We start from the raw sequence: 16,632 nt of genomic DNA on the forward strand, positions 1-16,632 counted from the left end.
GAGTCCAAGAATGAATGATAGTAAAAACAAATGGAAAAAGGCATTGATAGAGTTTCTATTTTTATTTGTTATTTATGAGACAATGTTACTTTTTGGAGTATTTTTAATCCTAAAAATGACATTTGTACAGACGCTCAATCTTCCAATTATTGGCTATATGTTTGAGAATGTAAAAGAAAGTATTCGACAACTCAGTTTCATAGATTTTTTGCATAAAGATATAGGCCTATCCGTGCTGCTTACTTTCTTTGCTTCAATACTAGCTTTTGGGTCAATGGAGTAAAATCTAGCTGTCCTTAAACAAGTGATTATTTAAGGAGAGAGCATATGAAAATAGAGTTTCGGTTGTTTGATAAAACTACGAGTAGTTTTAAAATAGTCTATTTTAAAGAGTGGGAAATAGATAAAAGACAACCTCTGTTTACAAGTGATCCCAAAAAAGCTAAAAAATATTGGCATAATCGTTTGGCTGAAGAGGATGTCAACTTGTTAAAAAGAGCAGAATCACGTACGGCTGTTACGTTGTCAATAAAATTGGTGTCGTAACTTAATGAAAAAAGGATATGCTTGCTGAAATATTACACCAGGCACGAGAAGTAAAAGGAGCTTTTGGATAGGAAGGATTGAATGAAATGAATAAATTCAGAATCAGACGATATGTTCGACAATACTTGAAAGAACACAAAGGTAAAAAAATCATTAATTTGGATATCAAGAATTTTAATGATAATCAACTAAATATTGCTTTAGATGAGTTATGGAAATTACAGATCATGCAGCTTAGTCGAAAAAATAATCAAAGTTTATCAATACAGACACATTGAAAAGGAGAGATCAATAATGCCAAAGAAAAAATTAAGTAGTTTTGAATCGAGTATTCATGTCTATCGAGCAATGCAGCGAATGACACAACAAGAATTAGCCGATAAAGTAGGCGTATCACGACAAACAATCATTCAGTTAGAGCGGAATCGCTACAACCCGTCAGTGTTGTTAGCACATGATATAGCGGACGTTTTTGAAGTGCCAATCGAACAAATATTTACGTTCAAAAAAGTAGAACAAGTTGATCTCAATGAATAAGCGCATAGTAAAAATGAAACGAAAAGTAATTGTTTTACTGTTATTCGTATTAGTCTTTTTAATGGGATTATATGTTGGAACAAATCAATTGCTACTAAAACATAACGAGATTGATACCGCAACAATTTTTCCAGAACATGTCCTTAAAGCAAAAGATATTGTTGATGTTGATATGATTGATTTTAATGGGAAAAATGTCAAAAAGGATTACAAAATAAAAATCGATAAACAAAAAGATGGTAAGACTTTGGTAACGATGACAAAAAGGCAAGGGATTAACAATTTTAAATGGACTATTCACTATATACAGGAAGATTACAGTAAGTGGGAATTGATCCAAAATATTTTTGTGAATCAATACAATGATTTTGCCAATAAAATCAATAATTGGAACTACCAAAGAATTACAGGAACCAGTATTTCACAATCTTATACGAAGTATCCAACGATTTTCAGCGAAGCAGACAATAAAAAGATTGTTCCACATAACATTGGTGTACTACTTATTTTTGTAGGAATTGTCCTTTTCATGATAGGACTGGTAATTATTTATCACTCAGATAAAGAAGCATTTTATGTAAAATTGAACATTAATGATAGAGAAAGGGATTAAGAAAATGAAACTATACAGAGTTGAATGTCATAGAGATTCTGATTTTTCAAGGACGTATTGGACAACAGATTTAGAAAAAGCCAAACAGGACTATGAAAAGGAAAAAGACGGTTGGTATGACGATGAAGACGAAGATGGATATGTTTCTTCCTATTGGCATACAAAGATAGAAATGAAAGCAGGAGGAAAAGATGAGTTATAACTATTATTATTTTGAATCACCCTATAAAGCATGGGTAATCGCAACGGCTCCTGAAGAATGCTGCGATTACGATAAGAGAGTGTTTGTTTAAACTAGCCAGTGAGAACAAGACAGCCGAAATACTAGCAGTAGACAGGTTATTAGTCTAGAAAACACTTGATAAAAAGTGAGTAATAACTTACTCTTAAATTATCAACTCGTTTCTTCGTTTACTGTAGAAAAGAGGGGGAACATGAACAATCAAGAACAAAAAGACCTTAGGTGGAATGAACTAATACTTTTGTTGGATGTAGATCCAGATTGGTTTAAAAAGCCTAATACAGAACGTTACAAGCAGATAACGAGATTAGGCAGACAGATTTTCATGCAAGATCAGAAAAATAATTCAGATAAAATTGATGAAGAGAAGTTTTTAACGTTAATCCATTATGGTTATACGTTAAATCAAATAGCAGCAGAATTTAATGTTTCAGAGCAAACATTATTTTGTTGGAGAAAAGACAAAGGATACATAAAAAAACGTAAAATGGAGGAAATAAAATGAAAAAGTTAACCAAAAAACAACTAGGATTGATTGCAGCGGTAGTTGTATTGGGCGTAGGTGGTACGTATGCGTATACCCAAAATCAATCAAGTGTTAAGGCATCAGAAGCCAAACAGGAAGTAAAAGCAACTAGGAAAAAATTGGAAGACTTGAACAAAGAAGTCGCTGCTTTATATGATAAGAAAGACCCTGACTTTTTAGTAAAAGGAATCAAGGCCAAACAAATCACGGATTTACAAGAAAAAGTGACAAAAGTAGCAACGATCAAAAAAGATAAGGAGCTTTCTAAAAAAGAGTACGCTGCGTATGAACAAGAAGTAAAATCAGTTAAGGGAAACCTTACTAGTGCAACAAAAAAACTGGATGCTTTGGTTGATATCAATAGCTTATTCCAACAAAAACAAACAGCTGTGGCTATCAATGGATCTGATGTAAAAAAAGACTTAGCGATTGCGGACGATCTTAAAAAGGAAACAGTTGAAAAAGTCAGTAAAGCCTTCTTTAAAGAAGGAGCAACAAAAACGTACGATAAAACGATCAATGAGTTACTTGCAAATGCAGAAAATCAACTCAATCAAATCGATAAAGCCAAGTCAGAGGTTGCAAAAGTCTATAAAGACGGAAAAGTAGTCTCCACCGATAACAAACTTTATGACACTGCTAAGACCGAAACTGATAAAATCAAAAATGAAAAAGCTAAAAAAGCATTGAACGATCAATTAGAAAAAGTAAAAGTTGATATGGATAAACAAGCAGCTGAAGATAAAGCAAAAGCAGACGAAACGGCAAAAGCTCAAACGGAAGCTGCTACAAACGCCAACACTCAAGAAAATAATATGAATTCAGCTAATCAAGCAGCTTCAACAAACGAGGCTAAACAAGCTGATAACGGATATACGGGCAATGATAGTGGTTATGTAGCACCAGCAGAGGGCGGATACACGCCACCTGCAACAGGTGGGGGTTCAACAGGTGGCGGAAGTTCACCTGCACCACAAGCACCGTCTCAACCTGCTACTGGAGGAAATGGCCGAGGAGAAATGACACAAGAAGACTTGAATCAAGCTGAAAAAGATGCCGCAAATGATGACTGGTCAGATTTTTTCCCTAAATAATAAATTAGATACCATAACGATAGAAGCAATCAGAAATTCTCTGATTGCTTCTTTTTTGTTCTAAAAAGGAGAGATTAACATGATTCGTATTCGTTCCCCTTAAAAAGAATGTGATATAAGCACGTTCTTCCCCAAATTAAATAGAAGGAGAAAAATTGATGAAGAAAAAAAGAACGAAACATACACTGAAACAGCGAATGAAACAATTCGGTAGCCTGTTTGGACTATTGCTTTTGTTAATAGGCGGACTGGCAGGACTGCCACCCTCTGAAAGTGAAGTTGCTCATGCGTTAACCTTACCAGAAGGTGCAACACAAGTTGGGACAATTAATAATGCCCCAGTCATTAAGTCACCAACCGATAATATGGCAAGTCAAACATTCCAGGATATTTTGGCAGGACTACTTGAAGATGCTGGCACCCCGACTTATATCATTAATCAAGCATCGTGGGGATCTAGCACGAGCTTGGCTAATGGAAAACCATTATCAAGTATTAGTTCTGCGGCGACCACAATATTAGGTGCCGATGGGTTCTTACCGAATGATTCAGCAGTAGAAATTCCTGTAGGTGGAAAAGCGCTAGTTCGTAACGTAGGGACAGCTATGAAACCTTCAGATGGTTCGCTTATTCCTATATCATTAGGTATCACTGTGAATAGTGCGGTAGAACCTGATGGAACCCCCTATGAAACAGTGTTGATGGGCGCAAAATCTCAAAATAGTGTGATTACACTAGGTTGGGGATCTATTGTTCATGGTGGTGAAAACACGGGTGGTGGTCAAACTGAAGGTGGAGGCGCAGGTGGAGAATCTTCAGATGGAACATTGATGGGGTATATCGAGTCTATCTCGTATACACTTACTTTTCTCAATAGTGATACAGGACAACCGCTACCCCAAAATGATACGTTAATGCCAATCAAAAATTCCGATATTGATGCGAATCAACTTGCAACTATGGGTGGTGAAGGGGCGTTAGGATACGTACTATCACCTGATACGGCATTAACACAAGTTGGCAATGGTTTCCGATCAACTTCTGATGGTGCAATCAATGAAGATTCTTCTGATCTAACGGAAAATAGCTATGTTGTTTTGAAAAAGTACAACAACAATGCCGTACAATATAAATATATGGACGGTGCAGGAAATCACTTGGATATTGTCTCTGGTCACTTTGGCAATACGCCTTTTAAAATCAGTGAACTACTAGGTGGGTTCCTTGAAATCAATAAAACCGTCACTGGTTTTGGAAACAAGCCCTGGAATAGCAACTATTCCTTTGACAAGCTGGTCTTTGATGTAAAAGACAAAGATGGAAAAGTGTTAGATACGATTAAGCTAGACAAAAATGGGCACGGTAAATCGAAACGAATCATGAAAGGAAATTATACGGTTGTGGAACGTTCGACAGGATGGTCAGCGACAGGTCAAACGGTTCGTCCAAATGAAAGTACCGTAATCAAAACAGGAGAAACGACAACACTGAAGCTAGAAAATAAACCCGTTGTCGGTCAAAATACCCTACAAAAAGTGGATCAAGACACTGGAAAAGCTCAAAACGGAAAAGCAGATCTAACGTCTGCGATTTATCAGCTATTCTATAATGATGATGCGACAGGTTCTTCTCCACATAAAAAAGGTGATCCCGTTAAATGGGGTGACAAACCTGCACCTAAATTACTAACAGGTGAAAAAGTAACGAGTGCCTTAGTCGGTGGGAAGACAGTGGACTTTGGCGATGCAGTCGCATTAAAAGTAGACAAAACGTCCTTGCAAGTCTCTGTTGGCAACCTAGCATTAGGAAAATATACATGGAAAGAAATTGATGCAGGTGAAGGCTACACGGTTGATCCAACCAACCATGATTTTGAACTCAAGTACAAAGATGAAAAAACAGAAAATGTGGTTGCGCCTGATGTAACGTCAAAAGAGCGTGTGATCGATGCTGCAATCAAATTAAACAAGAAATTCACGTTACCTAATAATGAAGGGTCTTCAGGGTTCAATGACATTGAATTTGTTGCTACTCCATTAGAGGGAACAGTTGCTGAACCAGTTACTATGATTACAGGTGTTGATCCTGTCACAGGTGATGATGGCTATGCTTTTGGGAACCTGGTATATGGTGATTGGGTACTAGAAGAGAAAAGTGAACCAGAAGGTCGTGAGAAAATCAGACCAATTTATATTCGTATGACGACAGATCGTGAAAAAGATCGTCTAACGATCACGGCTAGCTATGAAGAAGATCCAACAAAACCAGTATTCTCTAAACGTGAATATGCATTACAAGACAGCAGCACGGAAAAGAATCCAAACAGTCAAGGGACAGTTGGTAGTGTGACAACTGAGAAACCAACAATCAGCTTGTCTACGATCCACTTGAATAACAACCCTGTGACACCAGAAGAACCAACACCACCGACACCTCCAACAAAAGATGTCACAAAAGAAGACGGTGGGGAATCAATCAATGAAGGAAATGTAGCGTTAAATTCAGATTTCTTTTATGAATTAAATTCAAGTATTTTGAAACCAAACCGCAAAGACACAACAACTTGGACAATCAATGACGATTATGATGAAAACTTTGATCGTTACAACGGTTGGTTCAAATTATACGCAACAACAGACTTTGACTCTTACAAAGCAGGTGACGAACTCCCAACGGAATTTATCACAGCGGAAGATAAGGATGGCAAGGTCTTATTTACTGCCCAAAAAGCCTTCTTAGACGTTGTGAACAAGCATAAGGACAAAGAGGTTGGTTTTAGTATCCACGCTTCATTCTACCGCTTCAAAGACTCTGAGAAGGTAGTAAACACTTTCGTGGAAACGATCAATGATCTAAAACAGGATTCCAACGAAGTCGTGACAAAAACACCGAAACCAGAGCCACATAAATTTGATCTGTCTGAAGAAAAGGTTGATTTAACAGGAGACAACCTTTTAGACGACGATAAAGAAATGAAGGACCGTTATGAAGAGTCAAATAAAGATCCATACAACGACAAGACAGACAACAACGAAAAAGAAAACATTAACATTACTGAAGTTAAGCCAGGACAAACGCTTGTTTATCAATTATGGTTAGATACCCGTCCGTTTGACCAAACAAGTAAACTAACGTCATTAAAAATGGTGGATACGTACGACAAAGCCTCATTGACCGCTGATCCTAAAAAGGTCAAAGTCTACAATGCCAAAGGTGAAGACGTAACTAAATCCTTTAAAGTAGAGGACAAGGACGGTGTATTAACGATTGCTGCGAATGTCTTTAAAAAAGCAACAAACTCTAAAGGGGAAAAAGTATCGATTGTGGATACTGAAAAAATTCCTTTTGGTGCTTATTACAAAATTGACGTACCAATGACAGTGAAAGACGATGTAAAAGCAGGTGTTGATATTATTAATACTGCGGATCAACAATGGACTGACTCAGATGGTACTGAAGATCACCACATTACAGAAAAACGTGTCAATAAAACACCAGAAGCGAAAGAACCTAAAAAAGAAAAACCAAAATCACCAGTTGAGAAAGTGGCTGAAAAAGTATTACCACATACTGGCGATAGTCCAACAAGTATTTTTATCAAAGTATTAGGTTGGGTGATTGTTTTAGGCAGCATTATCTTTTTCACAGTTCGATCAAAAAGAAATAAGCAAATTGTAAATGATGAAGAGCCGTTCTAATGAACGGTTTTTCTTCTTTTTTACCAGGGGGTGAATGAATGGAAGTTATTGCATTTAAAGAAGAGAAAAAGAAAAAAAGTTTAGCTGTCAGAAACGGGGATGTCTATTTAGAGTACAACGATACTCAGACACGGTTAAGATTTATCAAATTAAACGCAAATAAAGTCATTGAAATGAGAGAAAACCAATTATTAGGAAAGGGAAAATTACAAGAATACACTGAAATTTGTTTAATTCATGCGAAAAAACGGTTGTGTATACCGATTGTACAAGGTAGTGGACGTTATTGTGGTCATGATGAGGGCGGATTACGCTTCTCTGTTCCTAATAATGTTAGAATCGCCAAAGCAGAAATGCATAATTGGCACTTACGATAAGTTGAAAAGGTGGTTAAAAAATGTATCAAGAATATTTAAGTGAAATAGATAAGGTTCCTTTGTTTTCAGTTGGAGATATCGTTGTTTTGGTTTTATGTGTCATTTTTGTGATTCTATTGTTTGTGGCTTTGATTCATGCAGATACACATGCATTAGCTAGTTTAGGTATACAACTAATTTTCATAGTGTTTCTAGTAGGATTTGGTGTATTTGTCTTTTCTTCGTTTAAACAGAATAATGCAATCAAGCATATCAAAGAATCTTATAAGCAAAAAGTACCGATTGAATGGGTAACACAATCTGAAGAAAATTTATATTCAATGAACGTACAAGAGAAAGTTGAACTTCAAGGATCAGGCGGTATATTTTTGAATCAGATTTCAAGCAACGATTTTACAGATTATCGATATGTTGTAAAAACAGAGAATGGTTATCAGTTGAGAACCTTATCTAAACAGTATTCGGGTTTATCTGAAGGTGATATTTATATTCAAGAAAAACCGGAAACTGTTTCACCCAAAATTATTCTTGAACAACACCAATATAAGGAAAAAGGATTCAACAAAGTTTTCGGTGCCGGAGAAAAAAGAGTGATTTTTGTCGTTCCTGAAGGGACAGTACAGACAAAATTTGAAGAAGGAGTGGTCAAATGAGTAATCTGAGCATGTTTGAACCATTTGGAGAGTTAATGGAAAGAAAATGCCGAAAAGAACATTCTTATCGTAAATGGACACACCGTAAACCACGTAAGAGGTTATTTGTTGATGAGTATCACTTGCTTATGGATAAACCAGATTTTCGCTCTGGTTCTGGAATGTCTCACGCTTTAGTATTACCAGAGAAGCTTGACGATAAGTCAGTTTTAATCACAGATCCAAAAAATGACAAGATTTAACAGTTAGTTTGAATGAGGTGAAGCCAAGTGTGTTATTTAGATTACTTTTTACTCTTTGGTGGGTTAGTATCCATGATTTACCTGTTTAAATTGAGCTTTATAGAAAGAAATCAGTTAATAGAAAATATTTTGGATCCTAAAAATAAGGAGTCAGTTTTAAAAGCTTGTTTTTATGATGAATTTGAAAAGAAAAACGTAATCAAACGCTTAAGAATTCTTGAAGATAAAATAGACTTAAGCTTACGTTCGATGGATATCTCTCTGGAAAACAGATATGAATTAGAGCAAGAGTTATTAAAAGTAAATGAATTGATAATATCCATAGAATCAGACGATTATGTACGAAAATTAGTAGAACTATCACCTGAAGAACGTCGATTAGATAATTGGGATTGCTTTTAGGTTATTTCCCTACAAAATATAAGGAGGAATATGATTATGGTACTAGATTTAAGTCAAAATAAAAAAGAAGAGAAAAAGGCATTCTCTTTTGAAAAAACAGAAGAAATCGCCATTTTATCAAAAAACGGACGTGGCTGGACAGTTGAATTGAACAAGGTCTCTTATAACGATGGGGATCCTGTCTATGACTTGCGGTCATGGTCACCTGAAGGAAAAATGGGCAAAGGAATGACTTTGACTGATCAGACTTTAGCAAATCTTCTCATTGTCCTTAAGGCACATTTAGAAGGAGAGTTGCCGACTGACGAGACAGAAACTCCTTCAGAAGAAGAAATCTCTGCTCACTTACCTGATGATTTCTAAGAATTAGAAGGAGGTTCAATGCAATGAAAATTCGATTAACACAATTTCTTCCATGGCCTGGATTTGATTTTAAAACAGGTGATGGAAGCTATTCACATTCTAAAAACGTCCCTTCTCCAGTAATCCTCCACTTTGGCTATCTCAGGCAATTGAGGAGGGAAAAAATGTTGAGGTATGAACTCAGTTATACCTGGGCAGATTTTGACTTGATCAAGCTCATGGAGAACAGTAACGAAAAGACAAGCATAAAAGTCAAATTTGCTTGGAAAAAATTGAAGATACAAGAAAAAATTTTCCCGATCTATATAAATTATCTCAATCGTTTCTTGTGGCGATAAAATCGCTTTGGTTGCTCGATGATTTCCATCAAGAATCATGTAAGTTTGCCCTTTAATGAGTGGGAATGCAAGTATAGGTTGATTTAAGTTGCTTAATTTAATAGTAGTGTCAGCGGTTTGCTGCCATTGAAAGTAGCGTTTGTCTAATAACAACTCTGTGGGAGTAGTTAACGGATTAAGTCGTAACCGTCGAAAAGTAGTTGAAACTTTTGATACATTTACAAAACCTTGAATACCTTGTGTATCTACTTTTTTACCTATATTAATAAATTCTGTATCAAATTTTTTGAAATATTGATTAAACTTACTTCTGTTTATTTTATTACCCAAAAACATTTCTTGTTGAATGGCACTTTCTTTGAGAACTTTTATCCATGAGTTAGCCCAATCTGAAGTGTTTTCTGCAACAGTGTAATTTAACAAACTAGTTTTCAATTGAGAATAATTAACAAATAGTTGATTTCCAGTAACATAGTTGTAATTAGCGTTCATGTATAGCACCTCGTTAAATAGAATTTGCTTCTATTATATCTTTTTCTATTTAGATAATCTATCTATAACAAAAAGTATTGAACGTTCGTCTTATTATGAACAAAAGGAGGCGAGATAATGAGTCAAACACAACAAGAAGCCTATCAGGTCATGTTCAAAAATACACCACAAAAATTTTATCAAGCTGTTCGTATGCTGTCGATGATGAAGCAAGCAGCGAAGGCTAAAGAACAAAAAAGACTTGATCAAACGACTCGTGAAAATGACTGGGAAAAATTCAAAAACCTAAGAGAAGAGCTAGGACTTCCTGAATCACCAGAGTTAAAAGCGAAGTTTATGGAATTACCCAGGGATCAACGTTTAGAATTGATTCGAGACTGTGAGAAAAAAATTATGGTACAAGCTGGCGAAAAGGATTATGAGTTTTTGATTTCAAATAATAAAATGTTGGCGGAACCGCAAATCTTAGACAAAGCGATCAATCTTGATCAATTAAAAAATATGATGACTGAATACGGTCTACAATTCCACATAAAGGAGCTTCCTGATCTAACGAAGGAGCTTCATTTTTTTGCAAAAGATGCGAATATTGCTGCACGTGCGATTGATCGGACGTTGGAAACAATTCTTAATGATCCTGATACCGTCACAAAACCTACGTTTGAAGCGTTAATGAAAAAAGCAATCGAACAAACGAAAGAAAAACAAGAAGCCGTGAAAGAAACAAAAGAAGCAGCAACACCAAGCTTGCCGGACAAGGCTTCAGAAACGTCCAAAGAGACAATGGAGGCATTATCTCTGTTTGATGATGTGAAAGACGGGATAGAGCTATGACGAACAAACAATCTTTAGCACCCTATGCTGTTGTAGGAGGCATTAGTGCGTTTGTGGCCAATCGAGCGGCAGAACTTGCCATAAACGCACCTGAAGCAGAGCGGATATTAGCAGCCATACAAGCGCCACAAGATATTGCCTATAATCCTTTTCATTTTTCAATGGAATCCACCCCACTGCTCGTTTGTGGGGCTGTTTTGGGTGTTGCCTCATTGGCTTACTTAATGAGAGATACACGAGAGTATCAGCCTGGTCAGGAATATGGGACTGGTCGCTGGGGTACTCGAAAAGAAATGAAAAAGTTTAGGAACAAGAAAAAATTTTCCGATAACTTGATTCTAGGTGAGGGCTGTTACAAAAATTTCTACGAAGGAAAGAATCCTCGCTTAAATCGGAATAATAATGTGATCGTAGTCGGTGGATCCGGTGCATGGAAAACAACGTCTTATATCATGTCAAATATTGCCCAAATGAATTCAAGCTTTGTTTTGACAGATCCAAAGGGCCAAACGGTTCATAGAGTAGGCAAAATGCTTGAAAGAGACGGATACAAAATAAAAGTGGTTGATTTTGATACATTAACAAATACAGATCACTTTAATCCATTTGCTTATGTGAACGATGAAATCACGTTGAAGAAAGTGATCAACGCATTGATTGAAGCAACAAATGCGGACCATGAGAAAAAAGGGGAACCGTTTTGGGATCGATCGGAAGAAATGCTTATCACTGCCCTGTTCGCTTATCTGTACTATCGCTATCGTGGAACAGATACGATTAAAGGTGATGGTGTCATGCCTAGCCTTGATCAGATTGGTACCTTGATCAGATTATTAAAACGGGAAAACAAAGACGTAGAAAGCCCGTTAGAGTTTATGTTCAAAAACTTTGCGGAAGAATTTGGAACAGACAACTATGCATATCTGCAATGGCAGAATTTCGTTAGAAACTTTGAAGGAAAAACACGTGATAGTGTACTTGCTATTACGATCACACGTTTCTCATTGTTTGATTTAGCGCAAGTTCGTGACTTTATCAAGGATGATAATTTAGAAATCGAAAAATGGGTCGATGAAAAGACAGCTGTTTTCTTAAAGATTCCAGATATGGACGATACATTCAATTTCCTACCATTATTGATTTTCTTACTAGCGTTCCGAACATTGGAACATAAAATCGATAATGAACTCGGCGGAAAAGCCACCGTTCCAATTCAATTTTTAATGGATGAATTCGCTAACTTAGGTAAAGTACCGAATATAGAACAAGCATTATCTGTATTCCGTAGCCGACAAATGAGTATTACAATCATGCTTCAAAATGTCAATCAGATCATAAGAATGTACAAAGATAGCTGGAAGTCCTTTTTTGGTAACTGCGATTCCTGGGTGTATCTATCCGGATCAACGGAACCAGAGACACAGAAACTTTTCTCGGAAACTGGAGGAAAGAAGACTATCTATATAAAGGAACGTGAACGAGGAGGCTTTACACGGAGTAAGCCACATGGAAGAGAAGTCATTACGGTTAGTGAAGTTGGCGAACTTGATCGACTTCATTCACTAGTCAAAATTGCTTCTGTACCAATGTTTAAAGTACCGAAATTTAATTACATGAAACACCCGAAAGCAAAGGAATTTGGTCACAAAGAAGGGGATCCAAATTGGTATGAGATCAAACGATACCGTAATAGTCTGGAAATGTTTGAAGCCAATATAAAAAAAGAATCGTCTTCAGAACCGTTAGTCCTAGATATTGATTGGGCTGCATAAGCAACAAAACAAACAAATATAACAAATATGAATGGAGAATGACGAATGAAACTATTTTTACAAAATTTAGCGGTAAAAGCGACATATGTGGTGGCTGTAAGAACAAATGCAAATGATGCAGGAACAACCATTGCACAAAGTATTCAATGGTTTATTACAGGTGGTGGATTACTGATGGCTGTTTGGGGTATTGTACAACTAACTCAATCTGGACGGTCTGGTGACTCACAAGGGAAAATGGAGGGTTCATGGTTGCTGGTCGGCGGTGTGTTACTGATGGCTATTGGGGCTGGCTCAATGCTTTCAGGTGTATTTTCAAATCCACCAGGAGCGTAATTCAGCGTAATTCTGTGAAAGAAAACGAAAGGAGGATTTTTGATGGATTTAGTTCAAACACTAACACAAAGTATGGGCCAATACTCTCAAAGCACACTGAATTGGGTCAATAATATTGTCTCCAGTGCAACGTTATCTGTTGGGCTTTATATGGTAGGAATCCTATTAATGTTAGATATTGCTAAAATGTTTGAAAAAGCCAATGCTTCAAATGGTGGAACAGTGACCTTGAAAATGTTTCAAGGTCTGGCTTTTCGAGCAGCATTAGGTGCAGGCATGGTCGGCTTATCGAGTGTTATCTTGCACTTTATTTTGTTGATGGGAATCGGTTTTGCGAATTTGATTTCACAAAATGCGAATGGGGCTTTTGATGTTCTTTCCCTTCCTGCAGTTGAGATGTCTACAGATATGATTTCAATTTTAGGAAACTTGTTAGAAGCATTTTTGAATCCAGATGCGGCTTTAAAGAAGGCAATCATGGTTCTGCTGTTAATGATCATTGGATCGTTAGTCACTTTAGGTGCGTTTTTAATGGTGTGGGTCATTGTTATGTTACGGTTTTTCCAATTGTATATAATGTTAGCGCTAATGCCTATTCCAATGTCTTCGTTTTCTTCTGAAGAACATGATCACATCGGGAAGACGTATTTAAAAAAAGTTTTAGCCTATGCCTTTCAACCTGCCGCCATTATGCTCGTATTTGGGATTTATCATTTTTTGTCAAAGATTACATTAGACTTGACAGGATTGGGAAATCCACTTGACATGGGTATGGAGGTAGTGTTTTACAAGAACCTAATTTTAGCTATAGTCTTCATTATCGTACTATGGCAAACACATAAAAAATCGTCAGAATTGTTTGGAGTGTGAGGAAATGGAAATTAAAGTATTTAAAGACACCTCAAAGAGAGAGTCTGTCACTGCCGGACTAACTGGACCACAATGGCTGCTGATTCTAGGCATATCAAGTTTTTTGATTCTAGACATTTTGAATGCAGTTTTTCAAGTCATTCCTGTTTGGATCGTACGAGTGACATTTTTCCCTGTATTGGGTTTGCTTGCTGGTATAGCCTTGTTTCGGCCGCATGGTATGAGTTTTTTTACTTGGCTGAAGCTTTACTTTAAATTTAATACAACGATTCAAACGAGAACCTACCAAAAAGAAGGAGAAAGGAACAAAAAATATGAGCCAAAAGATTTTAAGAAAACTAAAGCGTTCAAAGAAACAAAAAGAAGTAAAACCAAACATTCAAGCCGCTAGTACACAAAACTCATTGTATTATTCAGAGTTATTTGAAGATGGTTTAATGCATGTGGTTGAGAACACGTTCTCTAAAACCTACACATTGGGTGCCATCAATTATACAGCTGCTCATTTAGACCAACAAAAAAATATTCTGTCTCAATACACACAGGCGCTCAATTTGTTATCAGATAAGGATCATTTCCAACTCTCTTTATTGGTTACGAAGAATCCTAAAGGGGAATACATGAAAGAAATGGCTTATCCTATGCAAAATGATAAAGCCGATGTATTGAGGAAAGAATTAAATCAGATCCTAGAAGATAATTATGATATGGGACGAAACAATTGGAAAGTGGAACGTTTCATTACGTTATCAACACAAGCAACGACTATTCGGAACGCAAATAAACGCTTGTTGAACATTAGTGAGGATTTTGAAGACGAGCTTTCCTCAGTAAGAGCTACATTTGAGGAACAAGACGGTATGGAGCGGTTGAGAACGATAAATAAGATCCTAAGACCTGGAAAGCCGTTATATGGAAACTATCATGCAATTGAACAGACTAGACGTACAACGAAAGATTTAATCGCTCCTGGGCTACTGGAATTTAATCAGCCAGGTAAAATTGATTTTCAAATGGACGAACATTATGGTCAAGTTCTGTATTTAAGAGACTTTCCTAAGAATTTATCGGATAAAATGTGTAAAGAATTGACAGAAGCAGAGGCTCAAATGGTGATCACCATTCACGGATCACCGTATTCTGTCGCAACAACCAACAAAAAGCTTCGTGACGAAGCAACTGATCTTGAAGCAGATGTAATCAAACGTGAAATGAAAGCAAGTGAGCGAGGATACTCTACGAAACACATTGCTAGAACTGTAAAAGAACTAAAAGAAGACGTGGATGAACAAATCGAATTTGTGGAAGAAACTGGCGATAAACAGTTTTCTTCCACTTTTTTAGTCTATGTGTGGGATTCTTCAAGGGAAGAGCTCTATCACCAAATCGATAAAGTGAAGGCAGTAGGCGAAAAATTTGGTGCAGTATTTGAGCCGCTTTATTTAACGCAAGAACAAGCGTTGAATGCTAGTTTACCGTTTGGAAAGAATTACTTAGGGTTTGAACGAACTTTTCTACGTGACTTGATCACACCAAACCTTTCAATCAATTCTCCATTTACCAGTCAAGACGTGCAGCATAAGGGTGGGATATACTATGGAATCAATCTTCTATCCAAAAATAATGTTGTGATCGATCGAATGGGTGATGCGCTAAAAAATGCCAATGGTGGAATTATGGCTGTTTCTGGTGGGGGTAAATCGTTTGCAGCAAAAGATGAAATTATCCCTATACGATTGAAAAAGCCGGAGACGGAAATCATTATTTTGGATATGGAACGAGAGTATATTCACTTAGCGGATGAATTGGACGGTGAAGTCGTGACAGTGGCTCCTGGTAGTGATACGTCCATTAATATTCTGGAGCTTGCGGACGAGAAGTACATGGAAGCAGGGGACAATCCTGTGGCAATTAAATCTAATTTCTTGATTAGTTTGATTGCCCACCTTGTTGGTCATACGTCAGCTACAGAACGGACGATTATTGATGATGTCACACAAGATACATTCAGAGAGTTCAAAAATCCAACACTTCAAGAATGGAATGAAGTGCTGAAACGTGATACTAGTGATGAAGCGCAGAAACTTGCTAAAGCATTAGGCTTGTATATCACGGGTTCATTAAATATGTTTGCCAAAGAATCAACGATTAATGTTAATAGTAATTTTACGATCTATGATATGTACTTGTTAAAAAATGAAATGGCGACATTCGGGTATTTAGCTATATTGGATCGTGTATGGAATAAAGTAGTAGAAAACCGTGCTAGAGGGATCGAAACACGTGTGTATATTGATGAGTTCCAGGTAATTATCAATCCGTCTCAACCTGAAGTATTACGAACACAAGCCGCAGAAATTTATTCTCGTATCCGTAAATACAATGGCTGTCCAACGTTTATGACTCAATCAGCAGAAACCATGCTTTCTACAATGGAAGGCCGGTCTATTATGTTTAACTCAGACTTTCTTATTCTACTTGAACAAAAAGGGGAAGTTCTCGATGCATTAGTAGAACGATTTAAGCTAACTGAAAAAGAAGCCAATTATCTACAAAAGAATAAGGCAGGAACAGGGCTGATTATTGCAGGTGGACAGGTGATTCCCTTCTCAAATCTGATTCCAAAAAATACAAAACTATTTGAATTGATGGATACTAGTTATGAAAGTTCACGTAAAGTCCAAAGAGCGGTTTAAAC

The 16,632-nt window shown here is 36.8% G+C and carries 21 protein-coding genes; 20 read left to right on the forward strand and 1 reads right to left on the reverse strand.

The window, feature by feature from the left end; all coding sequences use genetic code 11:
* The first annotated feature begins 10 nt into the window (after positions 1–10).
* From IGI43_RS16465 to IGI43_RS16530, 14 genes are all read left to right on the forward strand, one after another.
* On the forward strand, positions 11–283 hold the full coding sequence (locus tag IGI43_RS16465; protein WP_438758954.1) for a hypothetical protein: 273 nt from the start codon (positions 11–13) through the stop codon (positions 281–283).
* A 44-nt stretch (positions 284–327) separates the two neighbouring features.
* A complete protein-coding gene (locus IGI43_RS16470; RefSeq protein ID WP_438758955.1) occupies positions 328–546 on the forward strand; it encodes a hypothetical protein in 219 nt (72 codons plus the stop codon).
* Between the two features lie 86 nt (positions 547–632).
* A complete protein-coding gene (locus IGI43_RS16475; RefSeq protein ID WP_438758956.1) occupies positions 633–824 on the forward strand; it encodes a hypothetical protein in 192 nt (63 codons plus the stop codon).
* Positions 825–840: 16 nt separating this feature from the next.
* On the forward strand, positions 841–1,083 hold the full coding sequence (locus tag IGI43_RS16480; protein ID WP_438758957.1) for a helix-turn-helix transcriptional regulator: 243 nt from the start codon (positions 841–843) through the stop codon (positions 1,081–1,083).
* A complete protein-coding gene (locus IGI43_RS16485) occupies positions 1,076–1,696 on the forward strand; it encodes a hypothetical protein (RefSeq protein ID WP_438758958.1) in 621 nt (206 codons plus the stop codon). The genes IGI43_RS16480 and IGI43_RS16485 overlap by 8 nt, the downstream gene beginning before the upstream one ends.
* A gap of 4 nt (positions 1,697–1,700) precedes the next feature.
* Positions 1,701–1,898 carry a hypothetical protein gene (locus IGI43_RS16490; protein WP_438758959.1) on the forward strand — a complete coding sequence of 66 codons (198 nt, stop codon included), beginning with the start codon at positions 1,701–1,703 and terminating at the stop codon, positions 1,896–1,898.
* Positions 1,899–2,130: 232 nt separating this feature from the next.
* Positions 2,131–2,442 carry a hypothetical protein gene (locus IGI43_RS16495; protein WP_438758960.1) on the forward strand — a complete coding sequence of 104 codons (312 nt, stop codon included), beginning with the start codon at positions 2,131–2,133 and terminating at the stop codon, positions 2,440–2,442.
* Positions 2,439–3,557, forward strand: coding sequence for a hypothetical protein (locus IGI43_RS16500; protein ID WP_438758961.1), 1,119 nt, complete (start codon positions 2,439–2,441; stop codon positions 3,555–3,557). The genes IGI43_RS16495 and IGI43_RS16500 overlap by 4 nt, the downstream gene beginning before the upstream one ends.
* 158 nt (positions 3,558–3,715) lie before the next feature.
* Complete coding sequence (locus IGI43_RS16505) at positions 3,716–7,255, forward strand: LPXTG cell wall anchor domain-containing protein (protein WP_438758962.1); 3,540 nt, start codon at positions 3,716–3,718, stop codon at positions 7,253–7,255.
* Positions 7,256–7,293: 38 nt separating this feature from the next.
* Positions 7,294–7,632, forward strand: coding sequence for a hypothetical protein (locus IGI43_RS16510; RefSeq protein ID WP_438758963.1), 339 nt, complete (start codon positions 7,294–7,296; stop codon positions 7,630–7,632).
* 20 nt (positions 7,633–7,652) lie between these two features.
* Positions 7,653–8,285: a hypothetical protein gene (locus IGI43_RS16515; protein WP_438758964.1), complete on the forward strand. Its 633-nt coding sequence runs from the start codon at positions 7,653–7,655 to the stop codon at positions 8,283–8,285.
* Complete coding sequence (locus IGI43_RS16520) at positions 8,282–8,527, forward strand: hypothetical protein (protein ID WP_438758965.1); 246 nt, start codon at positions 8,282–8,284, stop codon at positions 8,525–8,527. The genes IGI43_RS16515 and IGI43_RS16520 overlap by 4 nt, the downstream gene beginning before the upstream one ends.
* A gap of 72 nt (positions 8,528–8,599) precedes the next feature.
* Positions 8,600–8,929 carry a hypothetical protein gene (locus IGI43_RS16525; RefSeq protein ID WP_438758966.1) on the forward strand — a complete coding sequence of 110 codons (330 nt, stop codon included), beginning with the start codon at positions 8,600–8,602 and terminating at the stop codon, positions 8,927–8,929.
* 36 nt (positions 8,930–8,965) lie between these two features.
* Positions 8,966–9,292: a YdbC family protein gene (locus IGI43_RS16530; RefSeq protein ID WP_438758967.1), complete on the forward strand. Its 327-nt coding sequence runs from the start codon at positions 8,966–8,968 to the stop codon at positions 9,290–9,292.
* Between the two features lie 92 nt (positions 9,293–9,384).
* Here IGI43_RS16530 and IGI43_RS16535 read toward each other — a convergent pair whose 3' ends face one another.
* The gene (locus tag IGI43_RS16535) at positions 9,385–10,122 is read right to left on the reverse strand and encodes a ParB/Srx family N-terminal domain-containing protein (protein WP_438758968.1); all 738 of its coding nucleotides are present in this window, start codon (positions 10,120–10,122) and stop codon (positions 9,385–9,387) included.
* A 117-nt stretch (positions 10,123–10,239) separates the two neighbouring features.
* Between IGI43_RS16535 and IGI43_RS16540 the strand changes: the two genes are divergently transcribed.
* From IGI43_RS16540 to IGI43_RS16565, 6 genes are read left to right on the forward strand one after another with little or no spacing between them, the layout of a single operon-like run.
* A complete protein-coding gene (locus IGI43_RS16540) occupies positions 10,240–10,956 on the forward strand; it encodes a hypothetical protein (protein ID WP_438758969.1) in 717 nt (238 codons plus the stop codon).
* Positions 10,953–12,728, forward strand: a complete 1,776-nt coding sequence (locus IGI43_RS16545) for a VirD4-like conjugal transfer protein, CD1115 family (protein ID WP_438758970.1) — start codon at positions 10,953–10,955, stop codon at positions 12,726–12,728. The genes IGI43_RS16540 and IGI43_RS16545 overlap by 4 nt, the downstream gene beginning before the upstream one ends.
* A gap of 45 nt (positions 12,729–12,773) precedes the next feature.
* Positions 12,774–13,064: a hypothetical protein gene (locus IGI43_RS16550; RefSeq protein ID WP_438758971.1), complete on the forward strand. Its 291-nt coding sequence runs from the start codon at positions 12,774–12,776 to the stop codon at positions 13,062–13,064.
* A gap of 42 nt (positions 13,065–13,106) precedes the next feature.
* On the forward strand, positions 13,107–13,934 hold the full coding sequence (locus IGI43_RS16555; RefSeq protein WP_438758972.1) for a type IV secretion system protein: 828 nt from the start codon (positions 13,107–13,109) through the stop codon (positions 13,932–13,934).
* 4 nt (positions 13,935–13,938) lie between these two features.
* Positions 13,939–14,325 carry a PrgI family protein gene (locus IGI43_RS16560; protein WP_438758973.1) on the forward strand — a complete coding sequence of 129 codons (387 nt, stop codon included), beginning with the start codon at positions 13,939–13,941 and terminating at the stop codon, positions 14,323–14,325.
* A complete protein-coding gene (locus IGI43_RS16565; RefSeq protein ID WP_438758974.1) occupies positions 14,249–16,630 on the forward strand; it encodes a VirB4-like conjugal transfer ATPase, CD1110 family in 2,382 nt (793 codons plus the stop codon). The genes IGI43_RS16560 and IGI43_RS16565 overlap by 77 nt, the downstream gene beginning before the upstream one ends.
* The last annotated feature ends 2 nt before the right edge of the window (positions 16,631–16,632 follow it).

Source organism: Enterococcus sp. AZ126 (assembly GCF_051714545.1).
Lineage (GTDB): Bacteria > Bacillota > Bacilli > Lactobacillales > Enterococcaceae > Enterococcus_L.